The sequence below is a fragment of the Nocardia sp. MH4 genome (assembly GCF_019266065.1).
Taxonomy (GTDB): domain Bacteria; phylum Actinomycetota; class Actinomycetes; order Mycobacteriales; family Mycobacteriaceae; genus Nocardia; species Nocardia canadensis.
In genome coordinates this window covers 80,660-107,613 of record NZ_LPNR01000118.1, presented here as the reverse complement: position 1 = coordinate 107,613, position 26,954 = coordinate 80,660, and the positions used below count along the sequence as shown (strand labels likewise).

General features: G+C 70.6%; 27 protein-coding genes and 1 pseudogene. 18 read left to right on the top strand and 10 right to left on the bottom strand.

Going from position 1 to position 26,954, the window contains the following annotated elements; all coding sequences use genetic code 11:
• Positions 1 to 434, bottom strand: a pseudogene (locus tag ATM97_RS26825) (ATP-dependent helicase); the annotation flags it as partial.
• A 200-nt stretch (positions 435 to 634) separates the two neighbouring features.
• Here ATM97_RS26825 and ATM97_RS26820 point away from each other — a divergent pair.
• Both ATM97_RS26820 and ATM97_RS26815 read left to right on the top strand, forming a co-directional pair.
• On the top strand, positions 635 to 997 hold the full coding sequence (locus ATM97_RS26820; protein ID WP_218720970.1) for a hypothetical protein: 363 nt from the start codon (positions 635 to 637) through the stop codon (positions 995 to 997).
• Positions 998 to 1,042: 45 nt separating this feature from the next.
• The gene (locus ATM97_RS26815; protein ID WP_218720969.1) at positions 1,043 to 1,729 is read left to right on the top strand and encodes an HNH endonuclease family protein; all 687 of its coding nucleotides are present in this window, start codon (positions 1,043 to 1,045) and stop codon (positions 1,727 to 1,729) included.
• A gap of 105 nt (positions 1,730 to 1,834) precedes the next feature.
• On the opposite strand, the gene ATM97_RS26810 is transcribed toward ATM97_RS26815, so the two are convergent.
• Complete coding sequence (locus ATM97_RS26810) at positions 1,835 to 2,653, bottom strand: sulfurtransferase (RefSeq protein ID WP_374104908.1); 819 nt, start codon at positions 2,651 to 2,653, stop codon at positions 1,835 to 1,837.
• Positions 2,654 to 2,924: 271 nt separating this feature from the next.
• Between ATM97_RS26810 and ATM97_RS26805 the strand changes: the two genes are divergently transcribed.
• Positions 2,925 to 4,127 (top strand): benzoate/H(+) symporter BenE family transporter, encoded by a 1,203-nt coding sequence (locus ATM97_RS26805; RefSeq protein ID WP_218720968.1) that lies wholly within the window; start codon positions 2,925 to 2,927, stop codon positions 4,125 to 4,127.
• 57 nt (positions 4,128 to 4,184) lie between these two features.
• Here the strand turns inward: ATM97_RS26805 and ATM97_RS26800 are convergent, their stop codons facing one another.
• On the bottom strand, positions 4,185 to 4,679 hold the full coding sequence (locus ATM97_RS26800) for an Lrp/AsnC family transcriptional regulator (RefSeq protein WP_218720967.1): 495 nt from the start codon (positions 4,677 to 4,679) through the stop codon (positions 4,185 to 4,187).
• A 170-nt stretch (positions 4,680 to 4,849) separates the two neighbouring features.
• Between ATM97_RS26800 and pdhA the strand changes: the two genes are divergently transcribed.
• The 7 genes from pdhA (at position 4,850) to ATM97_RS26765 (ending at position 11,519) form a co-directional block, all read left to right on the top strand.
• Positions 4,850 to 5,932 (top strand): pyruvate dehydrogenase (acetyl-transferring) E1 component subunit alpha, encoded by a 1,083-nt coding sequence (pdhA, locus tag ATM97_RS26795; protein WP_218720966.1) that lies wholly within the window; start codon positions 4,850 to 4,852, stop codon positions 5,930 to 5,932.
• Complete coding sequence (locus ATM97_RS26790; protein ID WP_218720965.1) at positions 5,929 to 6,903, top strand: alpha-ketoacid dehydrogenase subunit beta; 975 nt, start codon at positions 5,929 to 5,931, stop codon at positions 6,901 to 6,903. The genes pdhA and ATM97_RS26790 overlap by 4 nt, the downstream gene beginning before the upstream one ends.
• A gap of 14 nt (positions 6,904 to 6,917) precedes the next feature.
• Entirely contained in the window at positions 6,918 to 8,249 is a 1,332-nt protein-coding gene (locus tag ATM97_RS26785) for a dihydrolipoamide acetyltransferase family protein (RefSeq protein WP_308248631.1), read from the top strand.
• A gap of 76 nt (positions 8,250 to 8,325) precedes the next feature.
• Positions 8,326 to 9,699: a uracil-xanthine permease family protein gene (locus tag ATM97_RS26780; protein ID WP_218720963.1), complete on the top strand. Its 1,374-nt coding sequence runs from the start codon at positions 8,326 to 8,328 to the stop codon at positions 9,697 to 9,699.
• Positions 9,700 to 9,783: 84 nt separating this feature from the next.
• The gene (locus tag ATM97_RS26775) at positions 9,784 to 10,350 is read left to right on the top strand and encodes an antibiotic biosynthesis monooxygenase (protein WP_218720962.1); all 567 of its coding nucleotides are present in this window, start codon (positions 9,784 to 9,786) and stop codon (positions 10,348 to 10,350) included.
• A 22-nt stretch (positions 10,351 to 10,372) separates the two neighbouring features.
• Positions 10,373 to 11,176 carry an SDR family oxidoreductase gene (locus tag ATM97_RS26770; RefSeq protein WP_218720961.1) on the top strand — a complete coding sequence of 268 codons (804 nt, stop codon included), beginning with the start codon at positions 10,373 to 10,375 and terminating at the stop codon, positions 11,174 to 11,176.
• Positions 11,177 to 11,300: 124 nt separating this feature from the next.
• Positions 11,301 to 11,519, top strand: coding sequence for a hypothetical protein (locus tag ATM97_RS26765; RefSeq protein WP_218720960.1), 219 nt, complete (start codon positions 11,301 to 11,303; stop codon positions 11,517 to 11,519).
• 6 nt (positions 11,520 to 11,525) lie between these two features.
• On the opposite strand, the gene ATM97_RS26760 is transcribed toward ATM97_RS26765, so the two are convergent.
• Both ATM97_RS26760 and ATM97_RS26755 read right to left on the bottom strand, forming a co-directional pair.
• Positions 11,526 to 11,960, bottom strand: coding sequence for a thioesterase family protein (locus ATM97_RS26760; protein ID WP_218720959.1), 435 nt, complete (start codon positions 11,958 to 11,960; stop codon positions 11,526 to 11,528).
• A 54-nt stretch (positions 11,961 to 12,014) separates the two neighbouring features.
• Positions 12,015 to 12,965 (bottom strand): AraC family transcriptional regulator, encoded by a 951-nt coding sequence (locus ATM97_RS26755; protein ID WP_218720958.1) that lies wholly within the window; start codon positions 12,963 to 12,965, stop codon positions 12,015 to 12,017.
• An 81-nt stretch (positions 12,966 to 13,046) separates the two neighbouring features.
• Between ATM97_RS26755 and ATM97_RS26750 the strand changes: the two genes are divergently transcribed.
• On the top strand, positions 13,047 to 13,892 hold the full coding sequence (locus ATM97_RS26750; RefSeq protein ID WP_218720957.1) for an NAD(P)H-binding protein: 846 nt from the start codon (positions 13,047 to 13,049) through the stop codon (positions 13,890 to 13,892).
• 93 nt (positions 13,893 to 13,985) lie between these two features.
• Positions 13,986 to 15,329, top strand: coding sequence for an MFS transporter (locus ATM97_RS26745; protein WP_308248630.1), 1,344 nt, complete (start codon positions 13,986 to 13,988; stop codon positions 15,327 to 15,329).
• Here the strand turns inward: ATM97_RS26745 and ATM97_RS26740 are convergent.
• Entirely contained in the window at positions 15,319 to 17,019 is a 1,701-nt protein-coding gene (locus ATM97_RS26740; RefSeq protein WP_218720955.1) for a nitroreductase family deazaflavin-dependent oxidoreductase, read from the bottom strand. The two genes, ATM97_RS26745 and ATM97_RS26740, sit on opposite strands and share 11 nt — an antisense overlap.
• 103 nt (positions 17,020 to 17,122) lie before the next feature.
• Here ATM97_RS26740 and ATM97_RS26735 point away from each other — a divergent pair, with 103 nt between their 5' ends.
• Positions 17,123 to 17,686: a TetR/AcrR family transcriptional regulator gene (locus ATM97_RS26735; RefSeq protein ID WP_218720954.1), complete on the top strand. Its 564-nt coding sequence runs from the start codon at positions 17,123 to 17,125 to the stop codon at positions 17,684 to 17,686.
• Positions 17,687 to 17,689: 3 nt separating this feature from the next.
• Here the strand turns inward: ATM97_RS26735 and ATM97_RS26730 are convergent, their stop codons facing one another.
• Positions 17,690 to 18,844: a DUF5925 domain-containing protein gene (locus ATM97_RS26730; protein ID WP_218720953.1), complete on the bottom strand. Its 1,155-nt coding sequence runs from the start codon at positions 18,842 to 18,844 to the stop codon at positions 17,690 to 17,692.
• Positions 18,845 to 18,953: 109 nt separating this feature from the next.
• Here ATM97_RS26730 and ATM97_RS26725 point away from each other — a divergent pair, with 109 nt between their 5' ends.
• Positions 18,954 to 20,531, top strand: coding sequence for an MFS transporter (locus ATM97_RS26725; protein ID WP_218720952.1), 1,578 nt, complete (start codon positions 18,954 to 18,956; stop codon positions 20,529 to 20,531).
• Here ATM97_RS26725 and ATM97_RS26720 read toward each other — a convergent pair.
• The 3 genes from ATM97_RS26720 to ATM97_RS26710 all read right to left on the bottom strand — a co-directional run bounded on the left by ATM97_RS26720 (position 20,528) and on the right by ATM97_RS26710 (position 22,872).
• A complete protein-coding gene (locus ATM97_RS26720; RefSeq protein ID WP_255588473.1) occupies positions 20,528 to 21,250 on the bottom strand; it encodes a serine/threonine protein phosphatase in 723 nt (240 codons plus the stop codon). The genes ATM97_RS26725 and ATM97_RS26720 overlap by 4 nt on opposite strands.
• Positions 21,251 to 21,484: 234 nt before the next feature.
• Positions 21,485 to 22,000 carry a hypothetical protein gene (locus ATM97_RS26715; RefSeq protein WP_218720951.1) on the bottom strand — a complete coding sequence of 172 codons (516 nt, stop codon included), beginning with the start codon at positions 21,998 to 22,000 and terminating at the stop codon, positions 21,485 to 21,487.
• Positions 22,001 to 22,152: 152 nt separating this feature from the next.
• Entirely contained in the window at positions 22,153 to 22,872 is a 720-nt protein-coding gene (locus tag ATM97_RS26710) for a hypothetical protein (protein ID WP_218720950.1), read from the bottom strand.
• Between the two features lie 183 nt (positions 22,873 to 23,055).
• Between ATM97_RS26710 and ATM97_RS26705 the strand changes: the two genes are divergently transcribed.
• Genes ATM97_RS26705 through ATM97_RS26690 form a run of 4 tightly spaced genes read left to right on the top strand, consistent with a single transcriptional unit; the run spans position 23,056 to position 26,954 of the window.
• Entirely contained in the window at positions 23,056 to 24,027 is a 972-nt protein-coding gene (locus ATM97_RS26705) for an iron chelate uptake ABC transporter family permease subunit (protein WP_255588472.1), read from the top strand.
• Positions 24,024 to 25,079 carry an iron chelate uptake ABC transporter family permease subunit gene (locus ATM97_RS26700; RefSeq protein WP_218720948.1) on the top strand — a complete coding sequence of 352 codons (1,056 nt, stop codon included), beginning with the start codon at positions 24,024 to 24,026 and terminating at the stop codon, positions 25,077 to 25,079. Before ATM97_RS26705 ends, ATM97_RS26700 begins: the two co-directional genes overlap by 4 nt.
• Before the next feature lie 10 nt (positions 25,080 to 25,089).
• The gene (locus ATM97_RS26695; protein WP_218720947.1) at positions 25,090 to 25,902 is read left to right on the top strand and encodes an ABC transporter ATP-binding protein; all 813 of its coding nucleotides are present in this window, start codon (positions 25,090 to 25,092) and stop codon (positions 25,900 to 25,902) included.
• A 56-nt stretch (positions 25,903 to 25,958) separates the two neighbouring features.
• Positions 25,959 to 26,954 carry an ABC transporter substrate-binding protein gene (locus ATM97_RS26690; protein WP_218720946.1) on the top strand — a complete coding sequence of 332 codons (996 nt, stop codon included), beginning with the start codon at positions 25,959 to 25,961 and terminating at the stop codon, positions 26,952 to 26,954.

The following is a 26,954-nucleotide window of genomic DNA, read 5'->3' as shown; positions in this document are numbered from 1 at the left end:
GACCCGGCCACGCGCAGCGCGGCGGGCATCGCGGCGGCCAGCTCGGCCAGCCACGCCCGCTGCCGCTGCCCGCCGACCAGCCGCCAGCGCACCCACCACTGGCCGTCGGCCCGCTCGACCTGCGGCACCACCCGGCCCGCCCGCACCCATCGTTCGACGCCACGGGCGACATGCCCGAGGAACCGCAGATCGCCGGCGATGTGCTCGCGCCCGAGTCTGCTGCGCAGCACGACGGCCGCCGTGGGCGGCGCGAGCGCGTGGGCGCGCACCTCGGCGGTATCGGGCCGTCCCGCGGCATCGACGACGAGCACCTCGGCGCGATGCCGGAACCTGGCGCGTTCGAGGATGTCGCCCAGCACCGAGCCGACGGCCACCGGCGCCCCGTCGTGCCACAGCAGCAGGCCCGACCCGGGGGACCACAGACCGTGCAGCATGGGTTCCATCCAAGCAGTCGGCACCGACAACCGGCGCGGCGGCTCCTCCCCCTGGATTTCTCGCCGATCCCGGAACATACTTGGATATCCCCTGGTCACGGGCCGGACCATCCACCGGCGACAACTACATAACGACCCAGGCGAACCGGGCTCGCTCCGGCTCGGCCGATGAACCCCTTGTATGCGTGCGGAGGGCAGTGATGACGATTCTGCTCCAGGTTCTCGAGCAGAGCTATACCCCGACAACCCCGTGGGAACGGCGCAAATTCACTTTCATCGACACCGGAAAGATCGTCGGCATGCGCCTGGACGGCCAATCCGGGGTGTGGCTCGACCTGTCCAGACCTGGCGAATCCCAGCGTCTGGCCCACACGGCCGATCCGCGCGAGTCGATCACCTTCCTGTTGACCGTGTTCGCCAAGATCGCCGAATGCGAGGACCGTGGCGGATCCTGGCTGGTCGGCCACGACGGCACACACGTGTCCTCGATCGCGGCGACGCGATTCCCGCCGAACTCCAGCGAAGTAGCCGCCGACGACATCCTCGCCCGCGCCTGGTTGTGAGCCCGCGCGGGTTGTTGTCGGTGCCTCCGGCTACAACCTGCAGGTATGTGGACATGGGCGCGGCTGCTGGTGATGGTGCTCGCGGTCGCGGGCTGTGGCGTTCTCACCCCGGATGAACCGGTCACCCCGGCACCCGGGAGTCCGACGCGTGCCGAGGTGACCGCGCTGCTCGAGCGGGTGCGGGTGATCGCGGCCCGCCCCCGTCCCGGCGGCTACGAACGCGGCTGCAAGGCGGGCCAGGCGTGCGTGTTCGGCACCGCCTGGTCCGACGACACCGACGCACCGGGCGGCCACGACGGCTGCGATACGCGCAACAACGTCCTCGCCGGACAGCTGCGCGAGGTGGTGCTGCGCGGCCGCTGCGTCGTCGTCGAGGGCGTGCTCACCGACCCCTACACCGGCGCCGACATCACCTTCCGCAAGTCCGACGGCGGCCGGGTGCAGATCGACCATGTCTACCCGCTGGCCGCCGCCTGGGACATGGGCGCGGCCGGCTGGCCGCCCGCCCAGCGCCTGCGCTTCGCCAACGACCTGTCGGTGAACCTGCTGGCCACCGGGGCCACCACCAACCAGTCCAAGGGCGACGACACCCCGGCCGACTGGCTCCCCCCGGCCCGCGCCAACCACTGCTTCTACGCCGCGAAGTACCTCACGGTCGCCGTCGACTACGACCTCCCGATCACCGCCGCCGACAACGCCGCCCTCCACGACATCGCCCGCGGCTGCCCCTGAGCCCCGGTGACGGCGACTGCCGCGATCAGCCGTCCACCGGTGCGCCGGCGAGCGCGGGTCCGCGAGCGCGGCGCGCGAGGCGCCCGCTCGACCTTCCGGCCTGGCCTAGGCTCCCGTCGCGACCGGGCGCTTCGGGTCGTTGGACCATTGCGACCAGGAGCCCGGATACAGCGCGGCCGGGATGCCCGCCACGGCGAGGGCCGCGATCTGGTGCGCGGCGGTGACGCCGGAGCCGCAGTACACGGCGACCGGGCCGTCCCCGAACGCGGCGAAGCGGGCGCGCAGGGTGTCGGCGGGGTGGAAACGTCCGGTGTCGTCGAGGTTGTCGGCGGTCGGGGCGCTCACCGCGCCGGGGATGTGCCCGGCCTGCGGATCGACCGGCTCCACCTCACCGCGATAGCGTTCGCCCGCGCGGGCATCGAGGAGCACGCCGGACCAGCCCGCCGCGGCGTCGGCGTCGATCACCGGCAGAGCACCGGGACGGACCACCAGGTCACCGGTGGCCGGGTCCGGCTCGGCGCCGGTGGCGAGCTCGCCGTCGGCGGCGGTCCAGGCGGGCAGGCCGCCGTCGAGGATGCGGACGTCGGCGACCCCGGCCCAGCGCAGCAGCCACCAGGCCCTGGCCGCGGCCATGCCGCCGGTCGCGTCGTAGACCACCACCGGTTCACCGTCGCCCAGTCCCCAACTGCGCGCGCACTTTTCGAAGGTGCCCGGATCGGGGAGCGGGTGACGGCCGCGCGCGGGCGAGGGCGCGGCGGCGAGTTCGGTCTCCAGGTCGACGAAGACCGCGCCCGGGATGTGCCCGTCGAGATAATGCTGCGGGCCGTTCGGATCACCGAGCGCCCACCGCACATCGAGCAGGTGGATGTTGTTGTCCGCCAGCTCTTCCCGGAGCTCCTCCGGGGAGATCAATACCGCGCCCACTGCCACTCCTCACCACGGTCGTACCTGCGAATCCCCCGTCGCCACCCTACGCAGAGCGGGCGGTTCACCGGTGCCGAACATGGCCGCGACCTCGGCTCGACCGACGAATCCGGCCACCGGCCGGGTGAACCGACTGCGGCGACGCGCCGACATGGTCCATCCTCGACCGCCTGCCGGCACGAACTGGACTGCCCGGCGCCGACCGCAGATCAGGCCACTTTCCCGGTACTGGCAGGCGACAGCGGCAGCACCGACCGGCAATATCGGGACAATGTCGCAGGTCACCACCACGCCCGATGAGGTCACCGAACCTCGGGCCGGAATCGCGCAACCGCTCGGCGCGGGCGCGATCACCGCACTGGTCGGGTTCACCAGTTCGTTCGCGGTGGTGCTCAGCGGTTTGCGGGCGGTGGGCGCGAGCCCGGCGCAGGCGGCATCCGGGCTGATGATCCTGTGCTTCACGCAGGGCATCGGCATTCTGCTGCTCAGTTTCCGGTACCGGATCCCGATCACGCTGGCCTGGTCGACGCCGGGCGCGGCGCTGCTGGCGAGCACCGGGCTGGTGGCCGGCGGCTGGCCCGGCGCGGTCGCGGCGTTCGCGGTGACCGGCGTGCTCATCGTCATCACCGGGCTGTGGCAGCGGCTCGGGTCGCTGGTGGCGGCGATCCCGGTGCCGATCGCGCAGGCGATGCTCGCCGGAGTACTCGTCCCGCTGTGCTTGGCGCCGGTCAAGGCGCTGCACACCTCCCCCGCCGTGGTCGTGCCGGTCATCCTGGTGTGGCTGGTGCTGCAGCGGTACGCGCCGAAGTGGGCGGTGCTGGTGGCCTTCGCCACCGCGGCGATCGGCACCGGCGTCGACATCGCGGTCCGCGACCGGCACCTCGATCTCGCCGCGATGGTCCCGACCGTGGAATGGACGGCGCCGCACTGGCATTGGCAGGCGATCGTCGGCATCGCGGTGCCGCTCTACATCGTCACGATGGCCTCGCAGAACATTCCCGGCGTCGCGGTGATGCGCTCGTTCGACTACCAGGTGCCCTGGCGCGCGTCGATGCTCGTCACGGGCATCGGCACCATCGCCGGCGCCGCCGCGGGCGGCCACGCGATCAACCTCGCCGCCATCAGCGCCGCGCTGTCCGCCGCCCCCGCCGCGAGCCCCGACCCGAAACGCCGCTGGATCGCCGCCGCCACCGCGGGCGCCGCCTACCTGATCCTCGGCCTCGCCTCGGCCGCCCTGGTCACCCTGATCGCCGCCGCCCCGGCAGGCACCCTGGAAACCGTGGCGGGCCTGGCGCTGCTCGCTACCCTCGCCGCCGCCCTCACCGGCGCCCTCACCGACCCCGACCACCGCATGTCCGGCCTGGTCACCTTCCTGGTAGCCGCCTCCGGCACCACTTTCTTCGGCATCGGCGGAGCCTTCTGGGCCCTCCTGGCCGGTCTCCTCGTCCGCCGCTTCCTGCCGTCCGGCACGTAGGGCCGACACCGCGCTGGGCAACACGATCGGCACAGGGCGGCGCACCGCCGACGGCTCTCAGTTCGGCCCGGCGAGGCGGTCGAGGAGGGGGGCGGTGCGGGGGCCGACGAGTTCGCGCATCACCAGGGCCATGTTGGTGCGTTCCACGCCGGGGATCTTGAGGATCCGGCCGGCGATGCGGTAGAGGTCGTCGGCGTCGCGGGCGACGATACGGACGGTGAGGTCGGTGGAGCCGGTCATGCCGCAGACCTCGGTGACCTCGGGGACGTCGGCGAGTTCGTCGACGACGGAGTCGAGTTGATGCTGGTCGACGACCACCGCGACGAAGGCCGCCAGCGGGTAGCCGAGAGCGCGGGGCTCGACGCGTCGCTCGAAGCTGCCCAGCACGCCGCCGTTGTCCCAGCGGGCCAGCCGGGCCTGGACGGTATTGCGGGACAAGCCGAGGCGGGCGGCCAGCTCGACGCCGGTGGCCCGGGGATTGGCGATCAGCTCGCGCAGCAGCCGCGCGTCGGTGGCGTCCAGTGTCACGGCGTCGGGTTCGCGACTTGTCATACGACGCAGTATGACAGCGCGCGACGGGTCCAGACCATGCATTCTGCTCATTGCCGTGTCGGTCGCTTGCGCAGTCGGCTTTATCGTGGATGCTGAGTGATACACATCGCACTCAGCGATTGTCGTACTTGCATCGGCCCACAAGGCGCGGTGGTGAGGAGGCGATCTCGATGTCGGAGAAGCAGACCTACCCGGTCCAGTTGGTTCAGCCGGACGGCAGGCGCGTGTTCGATCGCGAACACGCCGCGCTGGTCGCCGACATCGATGCCGGACGGTTGCGGCAGCTCTACGAGGACCTGGTCGTGACCCGCCGGATCGACGTCGAGGCTACCGCCCTGCAACGCCAGGGACAGCTCGGCCTGTGGCCCCCGCTGCTCGGCCAGGAGGCCGCCCAGGTGGGCTCGGCGCATGCCCTGCACCCCGACGACTACGTGTTCTGCTCCTACCGCGAGACCGCGGTGGCCTACGTCCGCGGTGTCGCGCCCGAACAGCTGACCACCCTGTGGCGCGGCGTCGCCCATCACTGCTGGGACCCGGACACGGTCAACATGACCAACGCCAACATCGTCGTCGGCTCCCAGGGGCTGCACGCCACCGGCTACGCCTACGCCGCCCACCTCGACGGCGCCGACATCGCCACCATCGCCTACTTCGGTGACGGCGCGACCAGCCAGGGCGACATCGCCGAAGCGCTCGGCTTCGCCGCGACCTGGAGCGCGCCGGTGGTCTTCTTCTGCCAGAACAACCAGTGGGCGATCAGCGAACCGGTGACGGTGCAGAGCCACGTGCCGCTGGTGCGCCGGGCCGACGGCTACGGCATCCCGGGCGTGCAGGTCGACGGCAACGATGTGCTGGCGGTCCTCGCCGTCACCCGCCAGGCGGTGGAGCGGGCCCGCACCGGCGGCGGCCCCACCTTCATCGAGGCGATGACCTACCGGATGGGCCCGCACACCACCGCCGACGACCCGTCGCGCTACCGCACCGCCGCCGACACCGAGTACTGGGAACACCGCGACCCGATCGAGCGCATCCGCCTGCTGCTCGACCGCGAGGGCCACCTCGACCCGGAGTTCGCCCGCCAGGTGGCCGCCACCGCCGACGACGTCGCCCGCCGTGTGCGCACCGCGACGCTGGAGATGCCCGATCCCGACCCCGAGCGCATGTTCGACCACGTCTACGCGACCGAGCACCCCCTGATCACCGAAGAGGCACAGCAGCTCTCGGCCTACCTCGCCGAAGGAGCCCAGTCATGATCACCACCTTCGCCGCCGCCCTCAACACCGGCCTGCGCCGCGCCATGGAAGACGACGCCAAGGTGGTCCTGCTCGGCGAGGACATCGGCAGGCTCGGTGGCGTGTTCCGGGTGACCGACACCTTGCAGAAGGACTTCGGCGACAACCGCGTGATCGACACTCCGCTGGCCGAATCCGGCATCGTCGGCACGGCTTTCGGAATGGCCTTGCGCGGCTACCGCCCGGTGGTGGAGATCCAGTTCGACGGTTTCGTCTATCCCGCCTTCGACCAGATCGTCTCCCAGGTCGCCAAGATCCACTACCGCACCGGCGGCAAGGTGAAGGCGCCGTTGACGATTCGCATTCCGTTCGGTGGCGGCATCGGTGCGGTCGAGCACCATTCGGAGTCGCCGGAGGTGTATTTCGCGCATACCGCGGGCCTGCGGGTCGTCTCGCCGAGCACCCCCGCGGACGCGTATTCGATGATCCGCCAGGCCATCGCGCTGGACGATCCGGTGGTGTTCTTCGAACCGAAACGTCGCTATTGGGACAAATCCGACGTAGATTTCGACGGCGAACCGGATCTGCCGCTGCACAAGGCCAGGGTGTGCACCCGCGGCGCGGACGCGACCGTGGTCGCCTACGGCGGCACCGTCGCCACCGCGCTCACTGCGGCGAAGATCGCGGCCGAGGAAGGACATTCGCTGGAGGTGATCGATCTGCGCAGTCTCTCGCCGATCGACGTCGACACGATCGCCGAATCGGTCGACAAGACCGGCCGGTTGATCGTCGTGCACGAGGCGCCGGTCTTCGCCGGGCTCGGCGCCGAGATCGCGGCCAGGATCACCGAACGCTGCTTCTATCACCTCGAGGCGCCGGTGCTGCGCGTCGGTGGCTACGACATCCCCTACCCCCCGGCTAAGCTCGAAAAGCACCACCTGCCCGACCCCGACCGCATTCTGGCGGCGGTCGATCGCTGTCTAGCCGCGTGATGAAAGGTGCCGCAGTGCCGGAACAAGCCGCCGACGACGGTCATGTTCTCGAATTCCGCCTACCCGATCTGGGCGAGGGCCTCGCCGACGGTGACCTGGTGTCCTGGGCCGTCGCGGTCGGCGACACGGTGGAACTGAACCAGACCATCGCGGAGGTCGAGACCGCCAAGGCCGTCGTCGCGCTGCCGTCGCCGTTCTCCGGGGTGGTCGTGGAGCTGCTGGCCCAGCCGGGCGACACCGTTCCGGTCGGTGCGCCGCTGATCCGGGTGCGCAACGATCTCGAGGTCACCGCGCCGCCGACCGCCGACCACGTCACCCGCAACGACGTGCTGGTCGGCTACGGCCCGGAGGCCGAATCCACATCGCGCAGGCGCAGATCCACCCCGGCGGCCGCGATGGCGTCGAGCACGCCGAGCACTCATCGCGCGGCGGCCACGCCCGCGGCGCGCAAGCTGGCCAAGGAACTCGGCATCGATCTGTGGTTCGTCGCAGGCTCGGGGCCGGAGGGCGCGGTCACCGTGGAGGACGTGCGCTCGGCCGTCCCGGTGACGGCACCGAGGACACCGGCGCGCGCGGGTGAGACCGCGCCCGCGCCGGTCGACGGGCACTCCGGCGACGCCGACGGCGGGCTGATCGAGCCGACCGCCCGCGAGCACCGCACCCCCGTCACCGGCATCCGCAAGCGCACCGCCGCGGCGATGCAGGCCAGCTCCCGCACGATCCCGCAGGCCAGCACCTTCGTCACCGTCGACTGCACCGCCACGATGGAACTGCTCGATCACCTGCGCACGACGACATCGTTCGAGGGACTCACCCTCACTCCGCTGGCCCTGGTGGCCAAGGCCGCACTGGCGGCGATCGCGGAGTATCCGGGAATCAATGCCGCCTGGGACGAGCAGAACCAGGAGATCGTCACCAAGCACTACGTGAACCTGGGGATCGCGGTGGCCGCCGAGCGCGGGCTGCTGGTGCCGAATCTCAAGGAGGCGCAGTCGCTGAGCCTGCGTGAACTGTGCCGGGAGATCAGCTGGTCGGCCGAGACGGCCCGATCGGGCAACGCCACGCCCGCCGATCTGCGCGGCGGCACCTTCACCATCACCAATGTCGGGGTGTTCGGCGTGGACACCGGGGTGCCGCTGGTGAATCCGGGCGAGGCCGCGATCCTGTGCCTCGGATCGATCCGCAAGCGGCCGTGGGTGTTCCGCGACGAACTGGCCGTGCGCTGGGTGACCACGCTGGGTCTGAGCTTCGATCACCGGATGGTCGACGGCGAGCTCGGCGCCCGCTTCCTCGCGACCACCGCGGGCTTCCTCGAGGACCCGTTGACGCTGCTCAGCCGCGTCTGAGCGATATACCCGACCCGTCACACCGCCGAAACACGACGCGCATCGGCGGTAAAAATGGCGGGCTACAAACAGGTGCATGAATGAGTTACATCCCGTCGACACCCGGCTGCCGTTCGCGCGGCAGCTGGTGTTCGGCATCCAGCACGTCTTGATCATGTACACCGGATGTATCACCGTGCCGCTGGTGTTCGGCGCGGCCGCTGGGCTCGACCGGTCGACCATCGGACTGCTGATCAGCGCCGATCTGCTGGTCGCCGGGATCATCACGCTGGTGCAGAGCCTCGGCGTTGGCAAGCTGGCGGGCGCGCGCCTGCCGATCGTGTGTGGCGCGACCTTCGTCGGCTTGAATCCGATGATCCTGATCGCCAAGGAGTACGGCCTGGACGCCGTCTACGGGTCGATGCTGATCGGCGGTGTCGTCGGCATCGCGCTGGCCTGGCCGTTCGCCCGGGTCGTGCGCTTGTTCCCACCGCTGGTCACCGGAACCGTGCTGACGGTGGTCGGGGTGTCGCTGATCGGGGTCGCCGGGGGCCTGATCATCGGCACCGACCCGAAGTCGCCGAGCTTCGCCGCGCCGTCGAACATCGGGCTGGCCGCGGTCGTGGTGCTGATCGCGGTCGGGTTCGTCTGCCTCGGCCGCGGGGTGTGGTCGCAACTGGGCGTGCTCATCGCGCTGGTCGCCGGGATCGCGATCGCGCTGCCGATGGGCCTGGTGAGCACCGCGGGCATCGGCACCGCCGACTGGGTCGGGATCCCGCAGCCCTTCCACTTCGGCGCACCGCAGTTCCCGGTGACCGCGGTGGTGGCGATGAGCATCGTGATGGCCGTGGTGTTCGCCGAGTCGACCGCGAGCATGCTCGCGATCAGCGAGATCACCGGCAAGCCCGTCGGCAAGGGCGATCTGGCCCGCGGCCTGGTCGGTGACGGCCTCTCGGGCGTGCTGGGCGGGGTCTTCACCGCGTTCGTCGACACGATCTTCAACCAGAACGTCGGCGCGGTCGCGGCGACGCGGATCTACAGCCGGTACGTGACCGCGGTGAGCGGCGCGATCCTGGTGGTCCTGGGGCTGGTGCCACGGATCGGCGAGGTCGTCGCGGCGATCCCGAAGCCGGTGGTCGGCGGGGTCGGGCTGGTGCTGTTCGCGACGGTCGCGGTGGTCGGCGTCAACACGCTGCGCCAGGCCGACCTGCTCGACCGGGTCAACGCCACCATCGCCGCGACCGCGATCGGCATCGGCCTGCTGCCCGAGCTGACCAGCGGCATGTTCACCAAGTTCCCGACCTCGGCGCAGATCCTGCTCGACAGCGGCGTCACGCTGGGCGCCGGCGCCGCGTTCCTGCTGAACCTGGTCTTCAACCACACCCGCCTCGGCACCATGGCCCGCGCCGCGATCGCCCCGGCCGAACCGGTGGCGCAGGCACCGCAGCCCGCGGCGGCGGTCACCACCTGACGGCGGGCACGACGCGGCGACTCGGCCTATCCTCGACGCAGCGGCACCGCGTCGGAAACGGGCCGAATTCCTCAGGTGGGCACCATGATCGAGATCAGCATCGTCGAGACCTCGGCCGCGCGAGTCGACGCCCTGCGGCCCGCGTGGCGGCCCGATCTCGTGCCGGGCGTGGCTACCGCCGTCCTGCTCCGGGCGATCGAGCGCGGCACCGCGCATCAGCTGATCTCGGTCGGCGTCGTCGACGTCGACAGCACCACGCCCCTGTTCACGGCGCCGGTCGAGGCGGCGACCGGCAGCTACGGCGTGGCCGCCCAGTACACCGCCGAGGCGCCGGCGACCGGTGCGGGCATCGTCTTCGTCAACGCCTTCGATCTGCTCGTGGCGCGGATCGACGAGTTCATCGGGCACTGGCACACTCGCGCCGGCCTGATGTCGCGCGCGCCCGGTTTCCGGGACCATCGCCTGCACCGAGCCATCGACCCCGGCGTCCGCTTCCCACTGGTAGATATCGCGCATTGGGACGGGGAGCAGGCCTGGCGCGCCGCGGGCGCGAACCCCGAATTCCAGCGGCGGCTCTCGGCCGCGCCGAGTTATGCCACCGCGCACCCCGCGCTGTACACCGTGGTGGCGGAATTCCCCGCCGAGCGGTGACGGCCGCCGTTAGGGTGCGGTCATGGAGATTGCAGGCAAGGTCGGCATCGTCACGGGCGCGGGCGGCGGCATCGGCGCCGCGCTCGCGCATCGGCTCGTCGCGGGCGGCGCGCGGGTCGTCGTCGCCGACATCGACGCGGACACCGCGGCGAAAGTAGCAAATGAGCTGGGCGAGAACGCCGTCGCGGTCGGCGGTGACGTGGCCGACGAGCAGGTGATCGCCGAGCTCATCGCGGCGGCGGAAGGCTCGTTCGGTCCGGTCGATCTGTTCTTCGCGAACGCGGGCATCGGCGGCGGACCCGGTCTGGAGAGCACCGAGGACCAGTGGTCGGCGGCACTCGAGGTGAACGTGATGGCGCATGTGCGCGCCGCGCGGCTGCTCGTACCCGGCTGGGTCGAGCGCGGCGGCGGGTACTTCGTCTCGACCGCGTCGGCGGCCGGGCTGCTCACCCAGATCGGCTCGGCGCCCTATTCGGTGACCAAGCACGCGGCGGTCGGCTTCGCCGAATGGCTCTCGGTCACCTACGGCGACCAGGGCGTCCGGGTGAGCTGCCTGTGCCCGATGGGCGTCGATACCCGGCTGCTCAGCGGCGACCTGATCCCCGACGCACCGGAGGCGGCCGCGCTGGCGATCAAGGCCGTGACGACGGCGGGCGCGGTGCTCTCGACCGAGGAGGTCGCCGAGACGGTGATCGAGGCGATGGCCGCCGAGCACTTCCTGATCCTGCCGCACCAGGAGGTCCTGCAGATGTACCGCAACAAGGGCTCCGACTACGACCGGTGGATTTCCGGCATGCGCCGATTCCAGACGATGCTGCGCGGGTGAGCGCGCAACTCGCTCGGAACAATTCGCCCGAGGTAGCCGCGCGATCGCTCGATCCCTGCCACGATGGTCGGTAGCCGCCGGTCACGATCCGCTGACCGGCGCAGGTCTACGCGGAGATCCGGCGATGGCAACACTGGTGTATTTCAAGAAGGTTCGCGACGAAACCACCGAGGTCGAATACCATTTCGGCCCCAGCCGTGACCAGCTCGATTCCGCGCTGGTGATCGATAAGACCACCTTCTCGGCGCTACCCGGCCCGCCCGGCTACAGCCCGGCGGGCCAGATCATCCTGCGCGCCCGCCGTGCGAGCGAATGGCCGGAGGTCGGCGTCATCGCCTCCTGAGTTCGGCTACTCGGTGACGAGTTCGGCCGCGGCGGTCCGGACGACCTCCGGGATCGCCACCGGTTTGCGGGTGTCGGCGTCGACATAGACGTGCACGAAATCGCCCGTCGCGGCCAGTTCGAGTCCCGCCTCGGTCTCCTTGAAGATCGCCAGGTCGTAGGTGATGCTCGAGGTGCCGAGGCGGGCGATGCGCAGGCCGACCTGCAACTGGTCGGGGAAGCTCACCGAACCGTGGAACCGGCACGAGGTCTGGGCGACGACGCCGAGCGCGGGCAGCGCGGTGATATCCGTGCCGGTGGCGCGCATCAGCCAGGCGTTCACCGCGGTGTCGAAGTAGGAGTAGTAGGTCACGTTGTTCACGTGGCCGTACTGGTCGTTGTCGGCCCAGCGAGTCGGCATCGGCCACAGGACGGGATAGCTCACGCTGTCATCATGCAGCATGGGCCTGCGGCCCGGCGTGGCCACGTTCCGCGATCGCCGCCGGGAACCGACCGCTCATGCGGACGACGACAGCGCGGCCGTGTTTCCCTGCCGGTGGTCGCGCGGACTCACCCCGAAGTGCCGCTTGAACGCGGTGCTGAGCGCGAAGGCGCTGCCGTAGCCGACCTGGTGGGCGATGGCTTCCACCGTCGAGTCGGACTCGGCCAGCAGATCGGCGGCCAGTGACAGCCGCCATTCGGTCAGGAACGTCATCGGTGGCTCGCCGACCAACTCGGTGAACCGCCGGGCCAGCGCGGCCCGCGACATCCCGACCGCCTCGGCCAGCGCGACCACCGTCCACGGGTGGGCCGGGTTGTGCTGGAGCAGGCGCAGGGCCTTGCCGACCAGCGGATCGCTGTAGGCGTGATACCAGGCGGGGGCGTCGTCGCGGGCGAACCACGCGCGCAGGGCGGCGATGAGCAGCAGGTCGAGCAGGCGGTCCAGCACGGCGGTCTGGGCAGGCAGGTCCTTGGTGGCCTCGTCGACGAGCAGATCGAGCAGCCGGGTGTCGAGATCACCACGCGGCAGCACCGCGACCTGCGGCAGCGCCCGCAGCAGCCGCCTGCTCACCGCACCCGCCGATTCGTAGGTGCCGGTCACCATCAGCGTCTCGCCGTCGGCGTCGGTGCCCCACTGTCGTACCCCGAGACTCAGTGTCTCGCACAGGATCTCACCATCGGCTGTGGTGGTGACCTGACCCGGCTGGATGATGATCTGCGGTTCGGTCGCCGGATCGTCGGCCACCGTATACGGGTGCGGCCCACGGAAGATCGCGACATCACCGGCGCGGAGCTGCCGCGGCGGCTGGGAATCGGTACCGACCCAGGCGTTTCCCCGGATCATCGCGAGCACCGTCAACGGCGCGCCGTCCTGGATCCGCAGTGACCACGGCGGGTTCAGCAGCGAGCACATCAGGAACGCACCGCGAGCACGCGGCCCTTCGAGCAGTCCGGCCAACGCATCCACGTCGTCCACAGTAGACGACCGCGCATGTTCGCGAGCGGTACGACGATGTTGCCCGCGGCCCAGGACCGATGTACTTATCTCATGACAAACACCGCTTCTCACCAGCAGCTTTTCCTCGTCACCGGCGGCACCGGCAAGACCGGCAGCCGTGTCGCGGCGCGCCTGGCGGCCGCGGGCCACCCGGTCCGGCTCGGCTCGCGTACCGCCCCGATCCCGTTCGACTGGACCGACCGGGCCACCTGGGGCCCGGCCCTGGCCGGGGTCGACTCGGTCTACCTGTCCTACCAGCCCGATCTCGCCGTCCCCGGCGCACCGGATGTCATCCACGCGTTCACCGCCGCCGCGAAGGCGGCCGGGGTGACCTCGGTGGTCCTGTTGTCCGGTCGCGGCGAGCCCGAAGCGCGCGAATGCGAAGTGATCGTGGAGAATTCGGGCCTGGCCTGGACCGTGGTCCGCTCCGCCTTCTTCGCGGAGAACTTCAGCGAGGGCGCCTTCCTGCCCGACGTGCTCGCCGGCGCGGTCGCCCTGCCCAACGGCGATGTGCCCGAACCGTTCGCGCACGCCGACGACATCGCCGAGGTCGCCGTGGCCGCGCTCACCGATGCCCGGCACGCGGGCGAGATCTACGAGATCACCGGGGCGCGGGCCCTGACCTTCGCCGAGGCCGTGGGCGAGATCGCCGCGGCCAGCGGCCGCGAGATCGCGTTCATCCCAGCCTCGCGCCCGGAATTCGTTGCGACACTGGCCGAATACCAGGTCCCCGACGATGTGATCAGCCTGCTCGACTACCTGTTCGGCACCATCCTCGACGGCCGCAACTCCGCCACCGCCGACGGCGTCGAGCGCGCGCTCGGCCGCGCGCCGCGGGATTTCAGCGAATACGCCAAGGAGACCGCGGCCACTGGAATCTGGACGCCCCAGGAGTGAGCCGGCTGCCCACGGGCTGCGCGCCCGGACCGGCAGCGCGTGGTCGGCTCGGTCTGCCCGCGTCCGGCAGCGGGCGCGGGTACCGTCGAATCGGTGACTCCAGCGACGATCGACCGCGAGCTCCGGTTCGCCAGGGCCGCCGTGTTCTCCGTGTTCACACTGAACGGGTTCCTGCTGGCCATGTGGGTGGTGCACATTCCGGCGATCACCGATCGGACCGGGGTGTCGGCCTCGTTGCTCGGGATGTTCGTCCTGCTGCTGGCCGGGGCCGCGATCGTGGGGATGCGGCTCGCGGGCCCGGCCGCCGACCGATTCGGCAGCCGCACACTCGTCGCGGTGGCCGCGACCACCGTCTCGGTGACGGTGCTCGGTCCCGCGCTGGCCACGGGCCCGGTGACGCTGGCGATCGCGCTGGCCTGTTTCGGACTCGGCAACGGCGCGCTCGATGTCTCGATGAACACCCAGGCGGTGCACGTCGAGCGGGCCTATCACCGGCCGATCATGTCGGCGTTCCACGCCATGTTCTCCGGCGGCGGGTTCGCGGGCGCGCTGGTCGGCGCCGCCACCCAGCGCCTCGGCTGGTCACCGCAGTTGACGCTGACCCTCGCGGGGATCGCTGGACTGGCTGTCACCGCCATGCTCGTGCCACACCTGATTCCGCACCACCGGTCCGACGCCGATTCACGACCGGAGCACTACGACGACCCCGGTCGGACGCCCGAGGCGGACGCGGGTGAGCCCGACCGCGCGTACCCGGCCGAGGCGATGACCCGCGACGGGCGCCCGGAACTCGCCCCGCCGGTGGGCGCCGAACCGGGCGCCACCGATGCCACCCGATCGACGATCGCGGCGTCGGACCCGTCCACCGGGCCGACGACAGAACAGCGCGCCCGAGTGCGCACCCGAAAAGTGCTCTCCCTCGGTGTCATCGCCTTCGTCCTGCTGCTCGCCGAAGGCGTCGCGGGCGATTGGAGCGCGCTCCAGGCGCGCGAACACCTGGGCGTCTCCGAATCCGATGCCGCCCTGGCGTTCGGCGCCTTCTCCGCGACCATGACGCTGGGCCGGTTCCTGGCCGACCGGGTCAGCGGCGCGATCGGTCCGGTCGCCATCGTGCGCTACGGCAGCCTGCTGGCCGCGGCCGGTTTCGCGGTGGTCATCGCGTCGCCGTGGTTGCCGCTGACCTTGGCGGGCTGGGCGATGTGCGGCCTGGGGCTGGCCGGTGGAGTGCCCCAGATCTTCACCGCGGCGGGCAATCTGGGTGGCACGACCGCCGCGACCGACATGTCCCGGGTGTTCACCATCGGCTATCTCGGGCTGCTGGCCGGGCCGGCCATGATCGGCTGGCTGACCGCCCTCGTCCCGCTCACCGCGGCGCTGGCCGTGCCGCTCGTGCTCACTCTGGCCTGTGCCGCGCGGGCCGAGGTCGTCAGTCGGTGAAGGTGATCCGGACCGAGATCGGCGTGCTCTGCAACGCGCGGAAGGTCGCCGCCGTCAGCCCGGCGAAGACCGGGTTGGGCGCGAAGCTACGCGCCCGCGCGACGACGTCGTCGGCCGGACGCAATTCCGCGACCCCGGTCCGCCACCGATCACCCTGGCGGACGCGAACTTTCGGCTCGGCCCCGATATTGGCTGCCCAGCCCGACCTGGTCCCGTGCTGGCTGATCACCCACGCGCCGGTGTCGTCGAACGACACCGACACCGGGACCACCCTGGCCTGCCCGGACTTGCGGCCGGTCGTCTCCAGTTCGGTCGCGAACGAAGTGCGGATGCCGATGCGGCTCAGAGCGCGGACGGTCGGGTTGGCGAGATAGCGCCCCACCGCGCGTTCGAACTCGAACTTGCGCAGAGCCGGGTCCTTCGCCGGCCGGGTCACGGTAGAACTCCTTCTGCTCCGGAACGCGTCGACACCATGGTGTTTGAGCATGGCCGCCGCCGTGAGCCACGGCGCGCGGTCGGGATCAGGGTCGGCGCCCGCGCCGAGACGATGCAGCTGGTCGGTGTGCCACTGCAGGTCGAGGGCGCCTTCGAGACTCTTGACATTGGGCAGCGTCGCCACCCGCGCGGGCAGGCCGAGCGTGATGCTGGGCGAATGCAGGCGCTCGGTGCGCTGATGCAGGATCTGCGCGGCCGCGCCGGGATCGACGGCGGTGGGACGCCCGAGGCCGACCACATCGCACTCCCCCGACTCGACCGCGTCGAGCATGGCCGGACGGGACCGGAATCCGCCGGTGACGGCCAGCGGCACCGAGCCCGCGACCGCCCGTACCGACCGCGCGTACTCGAGGAAGTACGCCTCGCGCGCCGCCGTGCTCGCCGACCGGGCCACCGGCCTGCCCATCATGGCCGGCGATTCGTAACTGCCGCCGCTGATCTCGATCAGGTCGAGACGCTCGTCGGCCAGGCGCCGCACCACCGCGCGCGACTCGTCCTCGGTGAAACCACCGCGCTGGAAGTCGGCGGAGTTGAGCTTGATCGCGACCGCGAACGTCGAGGACACCTCGGCCCTGATCGCGCGGACCACCTCGAGCACGAACCGCGCCCGCCGCTCGGGGTCGCCGCCCCAGCGGTCCTCGCGCTGATTGGCCAGCGGCGAGAGGAACTGGGAGACGAGGTATCCGTGCGCGCCGTGGATCTGCACGCCGTCGAAACCCGCCCGCTCGGCGATCCGCGCGGTGGTGGCGAAGCGGTGCACGATCTCGACGATCTCGGGGTCGGTGAGCGCGCGCGGCGCGGGGATGCCGGGCAGGCCGAGGCCGATCGCCGACGGCGCCACCGGCTGGACCTTGGTCATCAGCGGATTCGCCTGGCGCCCGGGATGATTGATCTGCATCCAGATACGGGCGCCCGCCCCGGTCGCGTGGGCCGACCAGCGGCGCAGATCGTCGAGATGGCGCTCGTCCTCGACGACGACATTGCCCGGTTCGCCGAGATGGTCGCGATCGACCATGACATTGCCGGTCACCACCAGGCCGAAGCCGCCGGTTCCCCAGCGGCGGTACAGCCGGTCGAGGCGTTCGTCCGGTCCCGCCGCCGGGGTGCCGAGACCCTCGCTCAGGGCGGCCTTCATCAGCCGGTTGCCGAGCACCTGGCCGCACGGCAGGGCGAGCGGGTCACTCAGGGCTGTCATCGTCGACTCCTCCACGGATCGCGCGCTACACCGATCGGTGTACTTGCCCGAACGGTAGTACACCGATCGGTATACTTCAATCGAACCGACCGAAAGGACGCCGATGGCAGCGCGCGACGGACTCGTGCAGAGCGCGATCGACCTGGTCCGCCGCAACGGCGTGACCGGGACCGGAGTCGCGCAACTGCTCGACCACAGCGGGCTCTCCCGCCGGACGATCTACCTGAACTTCCCCGGCGGCAAATCCGAGCTGATCACCGAGGCCACCCGGGTCGCCGGGCGGGCGATGACGACGCTCATCGAGACGTTCGGCGCCGACGCGAAGCCGGAGACGACCATCGCCTCCTTCGCCGACGCGTGGAAGCACGTCGTCGAGTCCAGCGATTTCCTGGCGGGCTGCCCGATCGTCGCGGCCGCCCTCGGCCGCTCGGAATCCGCGTCGGCGGCCGACGCCGCGGGCGAGGCCTTCGGGAACTGGGAACATGCCCTGGAGACGCGGCTGCGCGCGGAGAACATCGCCCCCGACACCGCCCGATCCCTGGCGACCACGGTCATCGCCTCGATCGAGGGCGCGGTGGTGATGTCGCTGGCCAAGCACAGCACCGAGCCGCTGGATCGCGTCGGCCGCCACCTCACCGAACTGATCAGGGCCCACACGCCCGCGTGAGCGTCACAGGTACATGCCGACCTCGGTCGCGTCCGGGGTGACGGACTGGATCTGGATCTCGCCGTCGCGGCGGGCGACCAGCTCCGCGAGGGTCGCGCCCTCGCAACCGATCGGCTCGCCCGGCGGACAGTCCTGCGCGGTGAGCCAGTCGCGGGCCTCGGTGGGCGACAGGCGACCGACCTCGATCTGGGCCAGGCAGCGGCCGGGGCGCACCACCGCGGGATGCAGGCGGGACAGGTCCTCGTTGGTGGTGACCGCGATCAGCACGTTGCGGCCCTGCCCGAGCATGCCGTCGGTGAGGTTGAGCAGGCGCGACAGTTTCTGTCCCGCGGCCTCTTTCGCTTCGCCGCGGATGAGTTCGTCGCAGTCCTCGAGCACCAGCAGGCGCCAGCGGCTGCCGTCGTCGCCGTCGGCGCCCGCCGCCACTTCCATGAGATAGCCGGGATTGCTGAACAGTTCCTCGGGGTCGACGACACAGTCGACCTGACACCACGACGACCACGCCCGCGCGAGCGCGCGCAACGCGGTGGTCTTGCCGGTGCCCGGTTCGCCGTGCAGCAGCACCAGCCTGCCTCTGATCTCGGCGACCTCGAGCGCCATCAACCGATCCATGCTCGCCGAGACCGGCGCGGCGTAGTTGCCGCGGATCTCCGCCCAGGCGGGCGCGCTGATCTGGCGGCGCCTGCGCAGCGGCCGCCGGACATCCATGTGCCAGAAGCCCATTTCCACGGTGGCGCCGGCACCCGGCGGCTGCACGGCGTCGGCCGTGGCCCCGGCCAGCACGGCGACGGCGAGTTCGTCGCTGACCGCGGTCACCTCGACCGTGGCCGACCCGCCCGCCCAGCGCACCGCCCGCAGCGACCAGCCGTCGCCTTCGACCAGCAACGCGCTGCTGTCGTCGTCGGCCACCGAGCGCACGATCCGGGAGTCGGCCGGGCGCAGGGGCGCGTCGGGGCGCACCCGATCCAGGTGCGCCTGCCGGGCGAAGGACTGGTCACCGCGCAGGAACGGCGCGAGCGCCAGCGCGTCGATGGCGTCGCGGGTCGAGTAGGTGGAGTCGATGGCCGCCGACCACGGAAACCGCTCGCCCGGATCCTCCGGCTGACGCGGCGGATCGACGAGCCTGAGCTGTTCATTACGTGTGGACACCGCGCCCATCCTCGCGGCACCGGCCCGGCAATGTCCAATGACTTCTCGGCGGGCGGACTGGCCGCGGCGCCGAAAAACGCCTGGCACATGCGGTCGATTCGTCGGTAACGTCGGTGCCGTGACGTCCACGCAGAGCGAGCAGGCCGCAGGCGAACCCACCACGACGGCCGGGCTCAGGGAGTGGATCGGACTGGCGGTACTCGCCCTGCCGACGCTGTTGATCTCGATGGATCTGAGCGTCCTCTACCTCGCCATCCCGCAGATCAGCGAGGCGCTGCAACCGAGCAGCTCCCAGCTGCTGTGGATCCTCGACATCTACGGCTTCCTGGTCGCCGGATTCCTCATCACCATGGGCACCGTCGGTGACCGGATCGGCAGGCGCCGGCTGCTGATGATCGGCGCGCTCGCGTTCGGCGTCGCCTCGATCGTCGCCGCGTACTCCACCAGCGCGAACATGCTGATCGGCACGCGGGCGCTGCTCGGCATCGCGGGCGCGACCCTGATGCCGTCGACGCTGGCGCTGATCCGCAACATGTTCCACGACGACCGCCAGCGCACCACCGCGATCAGCGTGTGGATGACCAGCTTCATGATCGGCATGGTGATCGGCCCGCTGGTCGGCGGGGCGATGCTGGAGAACTTCTGGTGGGGCTCGGTGTTCCTGGTCGCGGTGCCCGCGATGGTGCTGCTGCTGGTGGCCGGGCCGATCCTGTTGCCCGAGTACAAGGACCCGAATCCGGGCAGGCTCGATGTGCTGAGCGCGGTGTTGTCGCTGCTGTCGGTGATGGCCGTCATCTACGGCATCAAGGAACTGGCCAAGGACGGCTGGGCGGTCGACGCGATCGCGGTGCTGGGGACCGGACTGGTGCTGGGCACGGTGTTCGTCCTGCGGCAGCGGCGGCTCACCGATCCGCTCATCGACCTGCGGCTGTTCGGCAATGTGCGATTCAGCGGTTCGCTCGTCGCGCTGATGGTCGCCATGCTCGCCATGGGCGGACTGTTCCTGCTGCTGTCGCAGTACCTGCAACTGGTACTCGGGCTGTCGGCCTTCGAAGCCGGGCTGTGGACGGTGCCGCAGGCCGCGGCGATGGTCGTGGCGGCCGGGGCGGTGAGCGCCCTCGCACCACGGGTGCGGCCCGCCTATCTGATGGCGGGCGGGCTGGTGATCGCCATGGCCGGGTACGCGATCTTCACCCAGCTCTCCGGCGCCGACGACCTCGCGCTGATCGTCACCGGCATGGTCGTGTTCTCCCTCGGCCTGAGTCCGATGTTCGTGCTCGGCCTGGACCTGATCGTCGGCGCCGTCGACCCGGCCCGCGCCGGCGCCGCGTCCGCGATCTCCGAGACCGGCCAGGAACTGTCCGCCGCGCTCGGTGTCGCCGTGATCGGCAGCATCGGAACCGCGGTCTACCGCGGCCGGATGACCGAGAGCCTGCCCGCCGGGCTGCCCACCGAGGTCACCCACGCCGCCGAGGACACCCTGGCCGGAGCTCTCCACGTCGCCGCCATGCTCCCGGAAACCCTCGGCGCCGAACTCGCCACTCTCGCCCGCCAGGCCTACACCCATGCCCTCCAGGTGAATTCACTGGTCGCCATCGGCCTCACCGCGGTCGCCACGGTCCTGGTGCTGGTTCTGCTCCGTCACCTTCCGGCCCCGAACGACGCAACGCCCACCCCGGACGCCGACCCGAGCTAGCCCCCTGGCGGCCCGTGCCGACGACCGACCTGGGAATCGGCCGCTCTCGCTGTGCCGGGGTATTCCGCGTGGACCTCGCCTGCGAACAGTTTCCAGTAGAAGGCGTTCAGCGTCGCCGCGGCGGGTGCGTGGCGAGTCAGGATCGCGGCTACGACCGGTGCCACGTCGTCGGGGATATGCCCCGCCGCGCATCGGAGTACGTACTCGTTGCGGGCGACGGGAGCACTCCCGGCCGGCGTCGATATTCCGCAGATATCGGTCACCACCCAGTTGACCAGTCGCATGGCGAGATAGTCGGCGTCATGCGTCACGTGACGTGCGACGAATTCACGCTCGGCGTCCGACAAGTCGAAGCGCGGCGAGGTGGCCAGCCCGAAGTCGGTGAGATAGATCCGCTCCCCGTCGCTGCGCAGATTGCCGAAATGCCCGTCCATATGCAGTAATTCCCGATCGCCGAGGAATCCCACGATCTCCGACATCTGCCGCTCGACGACCACGGCCTTGCCCACCGGGTCCTCCCGCAGCCAGTCCGCAATCCCGTACGGAAGGTATTCACAGAACAGCACGAGGCTCGCCGTCGCGGCAGCCAGCGCCTCGAGACGGACCCGTACCGCGGGCGAATCACCCTGCGCGGCGACGACCGTGTCGATATCGGTGTGTTCGGCCGCGATCGGCGCCCGGCCGGGCAGCACCCGCCAGTGATAGAGCAGCGGGAACAATCGAGCATCCCCAGCTAGAACCGCCTCGGTGACAAGGACATTCGCGGCGAGTTCCCGCCATGCGTTGAAGCTCGGGCCACAGCGCGCCCCTCGTCCACGAGCGCGGCCAGCTCGATGTCGTTGCGGGAAGCCAGAAAGGCCGAGAGTTCGCGGTGCAGGTCGGCCCGGTCGGCTGTCATCGCACGATTCTGCCACCGGCCGCTGATGCGCGAGCCGCTCGTCGGGGAAGCTGGATCAGCGACCGGTCGCGGCGCGGCTCATGGTGAGTTGATCTCGGCACGCGTCCCGGATCTTCTGTGTGAGTTCGGCACGCGTTCGACCCCAGCCCGCCGCCCACTCGTCGTCGAGATCGTAGATCCGGCCGAGCGGGAGTTCGGTGACACCGGCGTCGTAGTCGGACCGGACGACGATCTCGCACACCTTGTTCAGTACCCAGGATTCGGTGGCGCGGTGGACGGCGCACATCCGCGCGAGATCGGTGAACGCCACCTGGGCCGCGGCCACCGCCGATTCGGGGACGACTGTGGCGCAGTCGGCCAGCGCCGCGGGCAGCACGTCGTGGATCTCGTGGAACTCCGTGTCGCCCAGCCCGGCCAGGTCCCGCAGCGCCGCGCCGTCATGACCGTCCACCAGCCAGTACGCCGCCCAGAGCGGGACCCGTTCGGCCGGCACCGTGCCCAGCGCCACCCACGCGGCAACCAGTCCCGGCGACGGGATCTCGCCGGGATCGGGGGCAGGCCGGTCGCGCATACCAGCATGATGCCCGACCAGAACCAACGACGACGAGCGGTTTTCGGGGCCCGGCACGACAGCTCGGGAGACGACGAGATCCCGCACGATCGCAGTCGGGCGGGATTCGTCAGCTCGTCGAGTTGTCCCCTCCACGAGTGTTCTGGGGCGACCTACTTGGCGGGCGCGGGGTTGTTCGGCATCGGGGAGTTGATGGTGGTGAAGTACTGGACCGCGGCCATGATCGCGACGGGGGCGGTGATGAAGATCTGGCCGGCGAGGGTGCCCAGGGCGCCGATGGCCATGATGCCCGCGACGCAGCCGACGGCCGCGGCGGGGATGAACGGGCCGAACATGCCGACGATGGTGGCCGAGGCGATGGTGGCGCCCGCGATGCCGCCGAGCACGCAGCCGACCGCGCCGCCGCCGAGGCCGCCGACCAGGGTCGCGATGCTGGCGCCCAGGGAGATGGTGCTGCCCAGACGGCTCCAGGCGGCCTGCTCACGGTCGTACTCGTTCTTCCACGGCGCCTTGTCCTCGTACGGCAGCGCGACCGGCTTGTAGGTGGCGTGCGCGAGGTCGAACTGCGGGGTCAGGGTCGCGGTGCGGCCGGAGATGTCGGCGGCGATCGGGAACACGAATTCGTCGACACGGAAGGACAGTTCGTTGCCGGCGACGGTGGTGCCGTCGGCCGCCTTGATCTTGAACACGCCGTCCTCGACCACCAGCGAGCCCGAGTCGGTCCCGATGACCGTGCTGGTCTCGGTGGTGGTGGCGGTGTAGTTGATCGGCGCGCTCGGGTCCGCGGCGGGGGCTGCGTGGCTGGTGCCTGCCGCGATGCCGAGGGCAACGCTGACGGTGGAGGCCAGCAGGGCGAACTTGGTGATTTTCACGGGGGTGAACCTTTCGTGTTCCTCGTGGTGAACTGCGCGGCGCACAAACTGCGGACCGAACGAACCGAGACCATAGCTAGGTAAGCCTCACCTATCAAGACCTTGCTTAGGCTAACCTCCCTTCGAGACAGTGTTCGCAGCGAGAGAGAACCCCTGATGAAGAGTCCGCGGTGGTGCGGGTGGTTGCTGGCGGTAACCGTGCTGGTCGCGGCCTGCGTACTCAGCCTGCTCGTCGGCACGAAATCGATTCCGGTCGGCGAGGTCTGGCTGGCGCTGACGGGGACGAGCACCACACCCGACCACGTGACCGTCATGGAGTACCGGGTCCCCCGCACGCTGCTCGGCCTGCTGGCCGGGCTCGCGCTCGGTGTCGCGGGCTGCTTGATGCAGGGTCTGACCCGCAATCCGCTGGCCGATCCGGGCCTGCTCGGCGTCAACGCGGGCGCGGCGTTCGCGATCACCATCGCGGTCGGACTCCTCGGCGTGAGCGATATCACCTCCTACGTCTGGTTCGGATTCGCGGGCGCCGCACTGGTTTCCGTCGTCGTGTACCGGCTCGGCACCGCCGGGCGAACCGGGACCGATCCGGTGCGGCTGACCCTGGCGGGCGTGGCCGCGACCGCGGTGCTCAGCGGACTCACCCGCGGCCTGATGCTGCTCGACCCCAAGGCCTTCGACGAGATGCGTCGCTGGGACTCCGGCTCGCTGGCCGGACGCGGCTTCGAGATCGTCACGGGCGCGACCCCGTTCATCGTGGTCGGGCTGCTGATCGCGGCGCTGTGCGCCCGCTCGCTCAACGCGGTGGCCCTCGGCGACGACCTGGCGCGATCGCTGGGTGTGCACGTCACCCGCACCCGGCTGTGCACCGCCCTGGCGCTGGTCCTGTTGTGCGGCACCGCGACCGCCGCGGTGGGCCCGGTCGCCTTCGTCGGCCTGGCGGTCCCGCATATCGCCCGGTGGCTGGTCGGCCCCGATCAGCGCTGGACCTTCGCCTACTCGCTGGTGCTGGCGCCGATCCTGGTGATCACCGCGGATGTGCTGGGCCGCGTCATCATCCGCCCCGACGAGGTCCCCGCCGGCCTGATCACCGCGTTCCTCGGCGCACCGGTGCTGATCTGGCTGGCCCGCGGCGCGAAGGTAGGTGCCGCCGCATGAGTTCGGGAATCGATTTCGGCCGGGCGATGCTGGTGATCCGGACCCGCCGGCTGGGTTTCACCGCCAGGATCGGCGTGCGCACCGTGGTGGTGTGCGCGGTGCTGCTGGTGATCGCCCTCGCGACCGCCGTGCTCGCGCTGGGCAGCGGCGACTACCTGATCCCGCCGGCCCGGGTGCTGCGCGCGCTGTTCGTCGGCGACGAGCGGTTCGACCGGCTGGTGGTGTGGGACTGGCGGTTGCCGCGCATCCTGCTGGCCCTGGCGCTGGGCGCCGCGCTCGGCGTGAGCGGGGCGATCCTGCAGTCGGTGACCAGGAATCCGCTGGGCAGCCCCGACATCATCGGGTTCAACACCGGCGCCTACACCGGCGCGCTGATCGCCATCCTGACCCTGGGCGGCGGGCACTTCCAGACCGCGGCGGGCGCGATCATCGGCGGCCTCGGCGCCGCGCTGGTGATCCGCCTGCTCGCCTTCCGGCACAACGTGACCGGCTTCCGGATGATCATCGTCGGCATCGGCGTCAGTGCCATGCTGGCCTCGATCAACACCTGGCTGATCCTGCGCGCCGACCTGGACGCGGCGATGTCGGCGGCGGCCTGGGGCGCCGGCTCGCTCAACGGCCTGTCCTGGCCGCAGGTCGCACCGACCCTGATCATCCTGGCGGTGCCGGCGCTGACACTGATCCCCGCGGCGCCGCGGCTGCGGATCCTCGAGCTCGGTGACGACACCGCGCGCGCGTTCGGCCTGAACGTCAGCAGGGCGACCGGCTGGCTGATCGCGCTCAGCGTCGCGTTCACCTCGGTGGCCACGGCGGTGGCAGGCCCGATCGCCTTCGTCGCGCTCGCCGCACCGCATCTGGCGCGCAGGCTCACCCGCACACCGTCGATCGCGCTGGTGCCCGCGGCGGTGATGGGCGCGACGCTGCTGGCCACCTGCGACTGGATCGCCCAGCACGCGTTCGCGCCGACCACCGTGCCGGTCGGCATCGTCACCGCCTCGATCGGCGGCCTCTACCTGGCGTATCTGCTCGTCGCCGAAGCGCGACGGAACTAGGGAAAGCGACATGACCGACTCTCACGCCTCACGGCTGCGCGCCGACCGGGTCCGCCTCGGCTACCAGGGCACCACGATCAGCGACCAGCTCTCCGTGGACATCCCCGACGGCGAGTTCACCGTGATCATCGGCCCCAACGCCTGCGGCAAATCGACACTGCTGCGGGCCCTGGCCCGCCTGCTCACCCCCGAGACCGGCACCGTGTTGCTCGATGGCAAGCCGATCACCGCGCCGCCCGCGAAGGAGGTGGCCAGGCAGATCGGCCTGCTGCCGCAGACCTCCACCGCGCCGGACGGCATCCGGGTCGCCGATCTCGTCGCGCGCGGCCGCTATCCCCACCAGACCCTGCTGCGGCAGTGGTCCACGGCCGACGAGCAGGCCGTGGCGGCCGCGATGGCGGCCACCGGCGTCACCGAGCTGTCGGCGCGGCCGGTCGAAGAGCTGTCGGGCGGTCAGCGCCAACGCGTCTGGATCGCCATGGTGCTCGCCCAGGACACCCCGATCATCCTGCTCGACGAGCCGACGACCTATCTCGACATCGCCTACCAGATCCAGCTGCTCGACCTGTGCCGAACGCTGAACCGCGAGTCGGGCCGCACGGTCGTCGCCGTCCTGCACGACCTGAACCACGCCTTCCGCTACGCCGATCACCTGATCGCCATGCGGGACGGGCGGATCGTCGCCACCGGCGCGCCTGCCCAGATCGTCACCGCCGACCTCGTCCACGAGGTCTTCTCGCTGCGCTGCCGGATCGTCGACGACCCGGAAACCGGGACGCCACTGGTGATTCCGCTGGCGACGAACGCGGCCCAGGTCCAGTGACGCACGGGCCGACCCGCAGTAGCAGCCGTTCGACAGAAATGAGGAAATCCCCGTCCATGTTCAGCAACCGATCATCGGGCCGCCTCCGCGCCGCCCTCGCCCTGCTCGTTCTCGCCCTGGTCGCGGCGCTCACCGCGTGCGGCACCTCGACCTCGGAGTCCACCGACTCGGGCCCGCGCGAAGTGCCGTCCGCGAAGGGGCCCATCAAGGTTCCCGCCGATCCGCAGCGCATCGTGGTGCTCAACGGCAACCTGGCCGGCTACCTCTACGATCTCGAGGCCACGGTCGTCGCGGCGGACCCGCGCCTGCTCGGCGTGCCCAACAAGCCGGGCGAGTTCCCGACCGGCTGGGCCGAGGACGCGAAGAAGCAAGGCACCCAGCCGGTTCCGTCCGGTGAGAACATCAACCTGGAGTTCATCGCCGCGCAGCGTCCCGATCTGATCATCGGCGGCGGCCAGGGCTTCCCGGGCCAGCAGTCGGTGAACGCCTACGACCAGCTCAGCGCCATCGCGCCGACCGTGCTGATGCCGACCGAGACCACCTACTGGCAGGACCAGCTGCGGTTCATCGCGGCGACGGTGAACAAGCCGGGCAAGGTCGACACCCTGATCGCGAACTACCAGGCCAAGCTGGCCGAGGCCAAGAGCAAGATCAAGGCGCCGGCCGGCGCGACCGTGGTCATGCAGTCGATCAAGAGCCAGAAGCCGACCCTGTTCGTGCCGACCGCCGCGCTGCCGACCCTGCTCTCGGAGGTCGGGTTCACGCTGGACACGCGGCTCGAGGACAAGGCGGGCAATCCGGCCAAGGAGCAGAGCGCCGATTTCATCAGCTTCAGCCCCGAACTGCTCAACACCGTGATCGATGCGCCGGTGCTGTTCACCATCCCGCTCGCCGGTGGCCGTTCGCTCGAGGAACTGCGCGCCGATCCGATGTACGCGACACTGCCCGCGTTCAAGGCGGGCACCGTGTTCGAGCTCCCCGCGACCAGCTCGCGGCCGGACTACCGCACGGTCATGACCACCCTCGATCTGCTCGTGGAGCGCTTCAAGTGA

Coding starts and splice junctions, on each gene's coding strand:
- ATM97_RS26820 (WP_218720970.1), top strand. CDS start 635: ATGACGATTCTGCTCCAGGTTCTCGAGCAGAGCTATACCCCGACAACC.
- ATM97_RS26815 (WP_218720969.1), top strand. CDS start 1,043: ATGTGGACATGGGCGCGGCTGCTGGTGATGGTGCTCGCGGTCGCGGGC.
- ATM97_RS26805 (WP_218720968.1), top strand. CDS start 2,925: ATGTCGCAGGTCACCACCACGCCCGATGAGGTCACCGAACCTCGGGCC.
- ATM97_RS26800 (WP_218720967.1), bottom strand. CDS start 4,679: ATGACAAGTCGCGAACCCGACGCCGTGACACTGGACGCCACCGACGCG.
- pdhA (WP_218720966.1), top strand. CDS start 4,850: ATGTCGGAGAAGCAGACCTACCCGGTCCAGTTGGTTCAGCCGGACGGC.
- ATM97_RS26790 (WP_218720965.1), top strand. CDS start 5,929: ATGATCACCACCTTCGCCGCCGCCCTCAACACCGGCCTGCGCCGCGCC.
- ATM97_RS26780 (WP_218720963.1), top strand. CDS start 8,326: ATGAATGAGTTACATCCCGTCGACACCCGGCTGCCGTTCGCGCGGCAG.
- ATM97_RS26775 (WP_218720962.1), top strand. CDS start 9,784: ATGATCGAGATCAGCATCGTCGAGACCTCGGCCGCGCGAGTCGACGCC.
- ATM97_RS26770 (WP_218720961.1), top strand. CDS start 10,373: ATGGAGATTGCAGGCAAGGTCGGCATCGTCACGGGCGCGGGCGGCGGC.
- ATM97_RS26765 (WP_218720960.1), top strand. CDS start 11,301: ATGGCAACACTGGTGTATTTCAAGAAGGTTCGCGACGAAACCACCGAG.
- ATM97_RS26760 (WP_218720959.1), bottom strand. CDS start 11,960: ATGCTGCATGATGACAGCGTGAGCTATCCCGTCCTGTGGCCGATGCCG.
- ATM97_RS26750 (WP_218720957.1), top strand. CDS start 13,047: ATGACAAACACCGCTTCTCACCAGCAGCTTTTCCTCGTCACCGGCGGC.
- ATM97_RS26740 (WP_218720955.1), bottom strand. CDS start 17,019: ATGACAGCCCTGAGTGACCCGCTCGCCCTGCCGTGCGGCCAGGTGCTC.
- ATM97_RS26735 (WP_218720954.1), top strand. CDS start 17,123: ATGGCAGCGCGCGACGGACTCGTGCAGAGCGCGATCGACCTGGTCCGC.
- ATM97_RS26730 (WP_218720953.1), bottom strand. CDS start 18,844: ATGGGCGCGGTGTCCACACGTAATGAACAGCTCAGGCTCGTCGATCCG.
- ATM97_RS26715 (WP_218720951.1), bottom strand. CDS start 22,000: ATGCGCGACCGGCCTGCCCCCGATCCCGGCGAGATCCCGTCGCCGGGA.
- ATM97_RS26700 (WP_218720948.1), top strand. CDS start 24,024: ATGAGTTCGGGAATCGATTTCGGCCGGGCGATGCTGGTGATCCGGACC.
- ATM97_RS26695 (WP_218720947.1), top strand. CDS start 25,090: ATGACCGACTCTCACGCCTCACGGCTGCGCGCCGACCGGGTCCGCCTC.
- ATM97_RS26690 (WP_218720946.1), top strand. CDS start 25,959: ATGTTCAGCAACCGATCATCGGGCCGCCTCCGCGCCGCCCTCGCCCTG.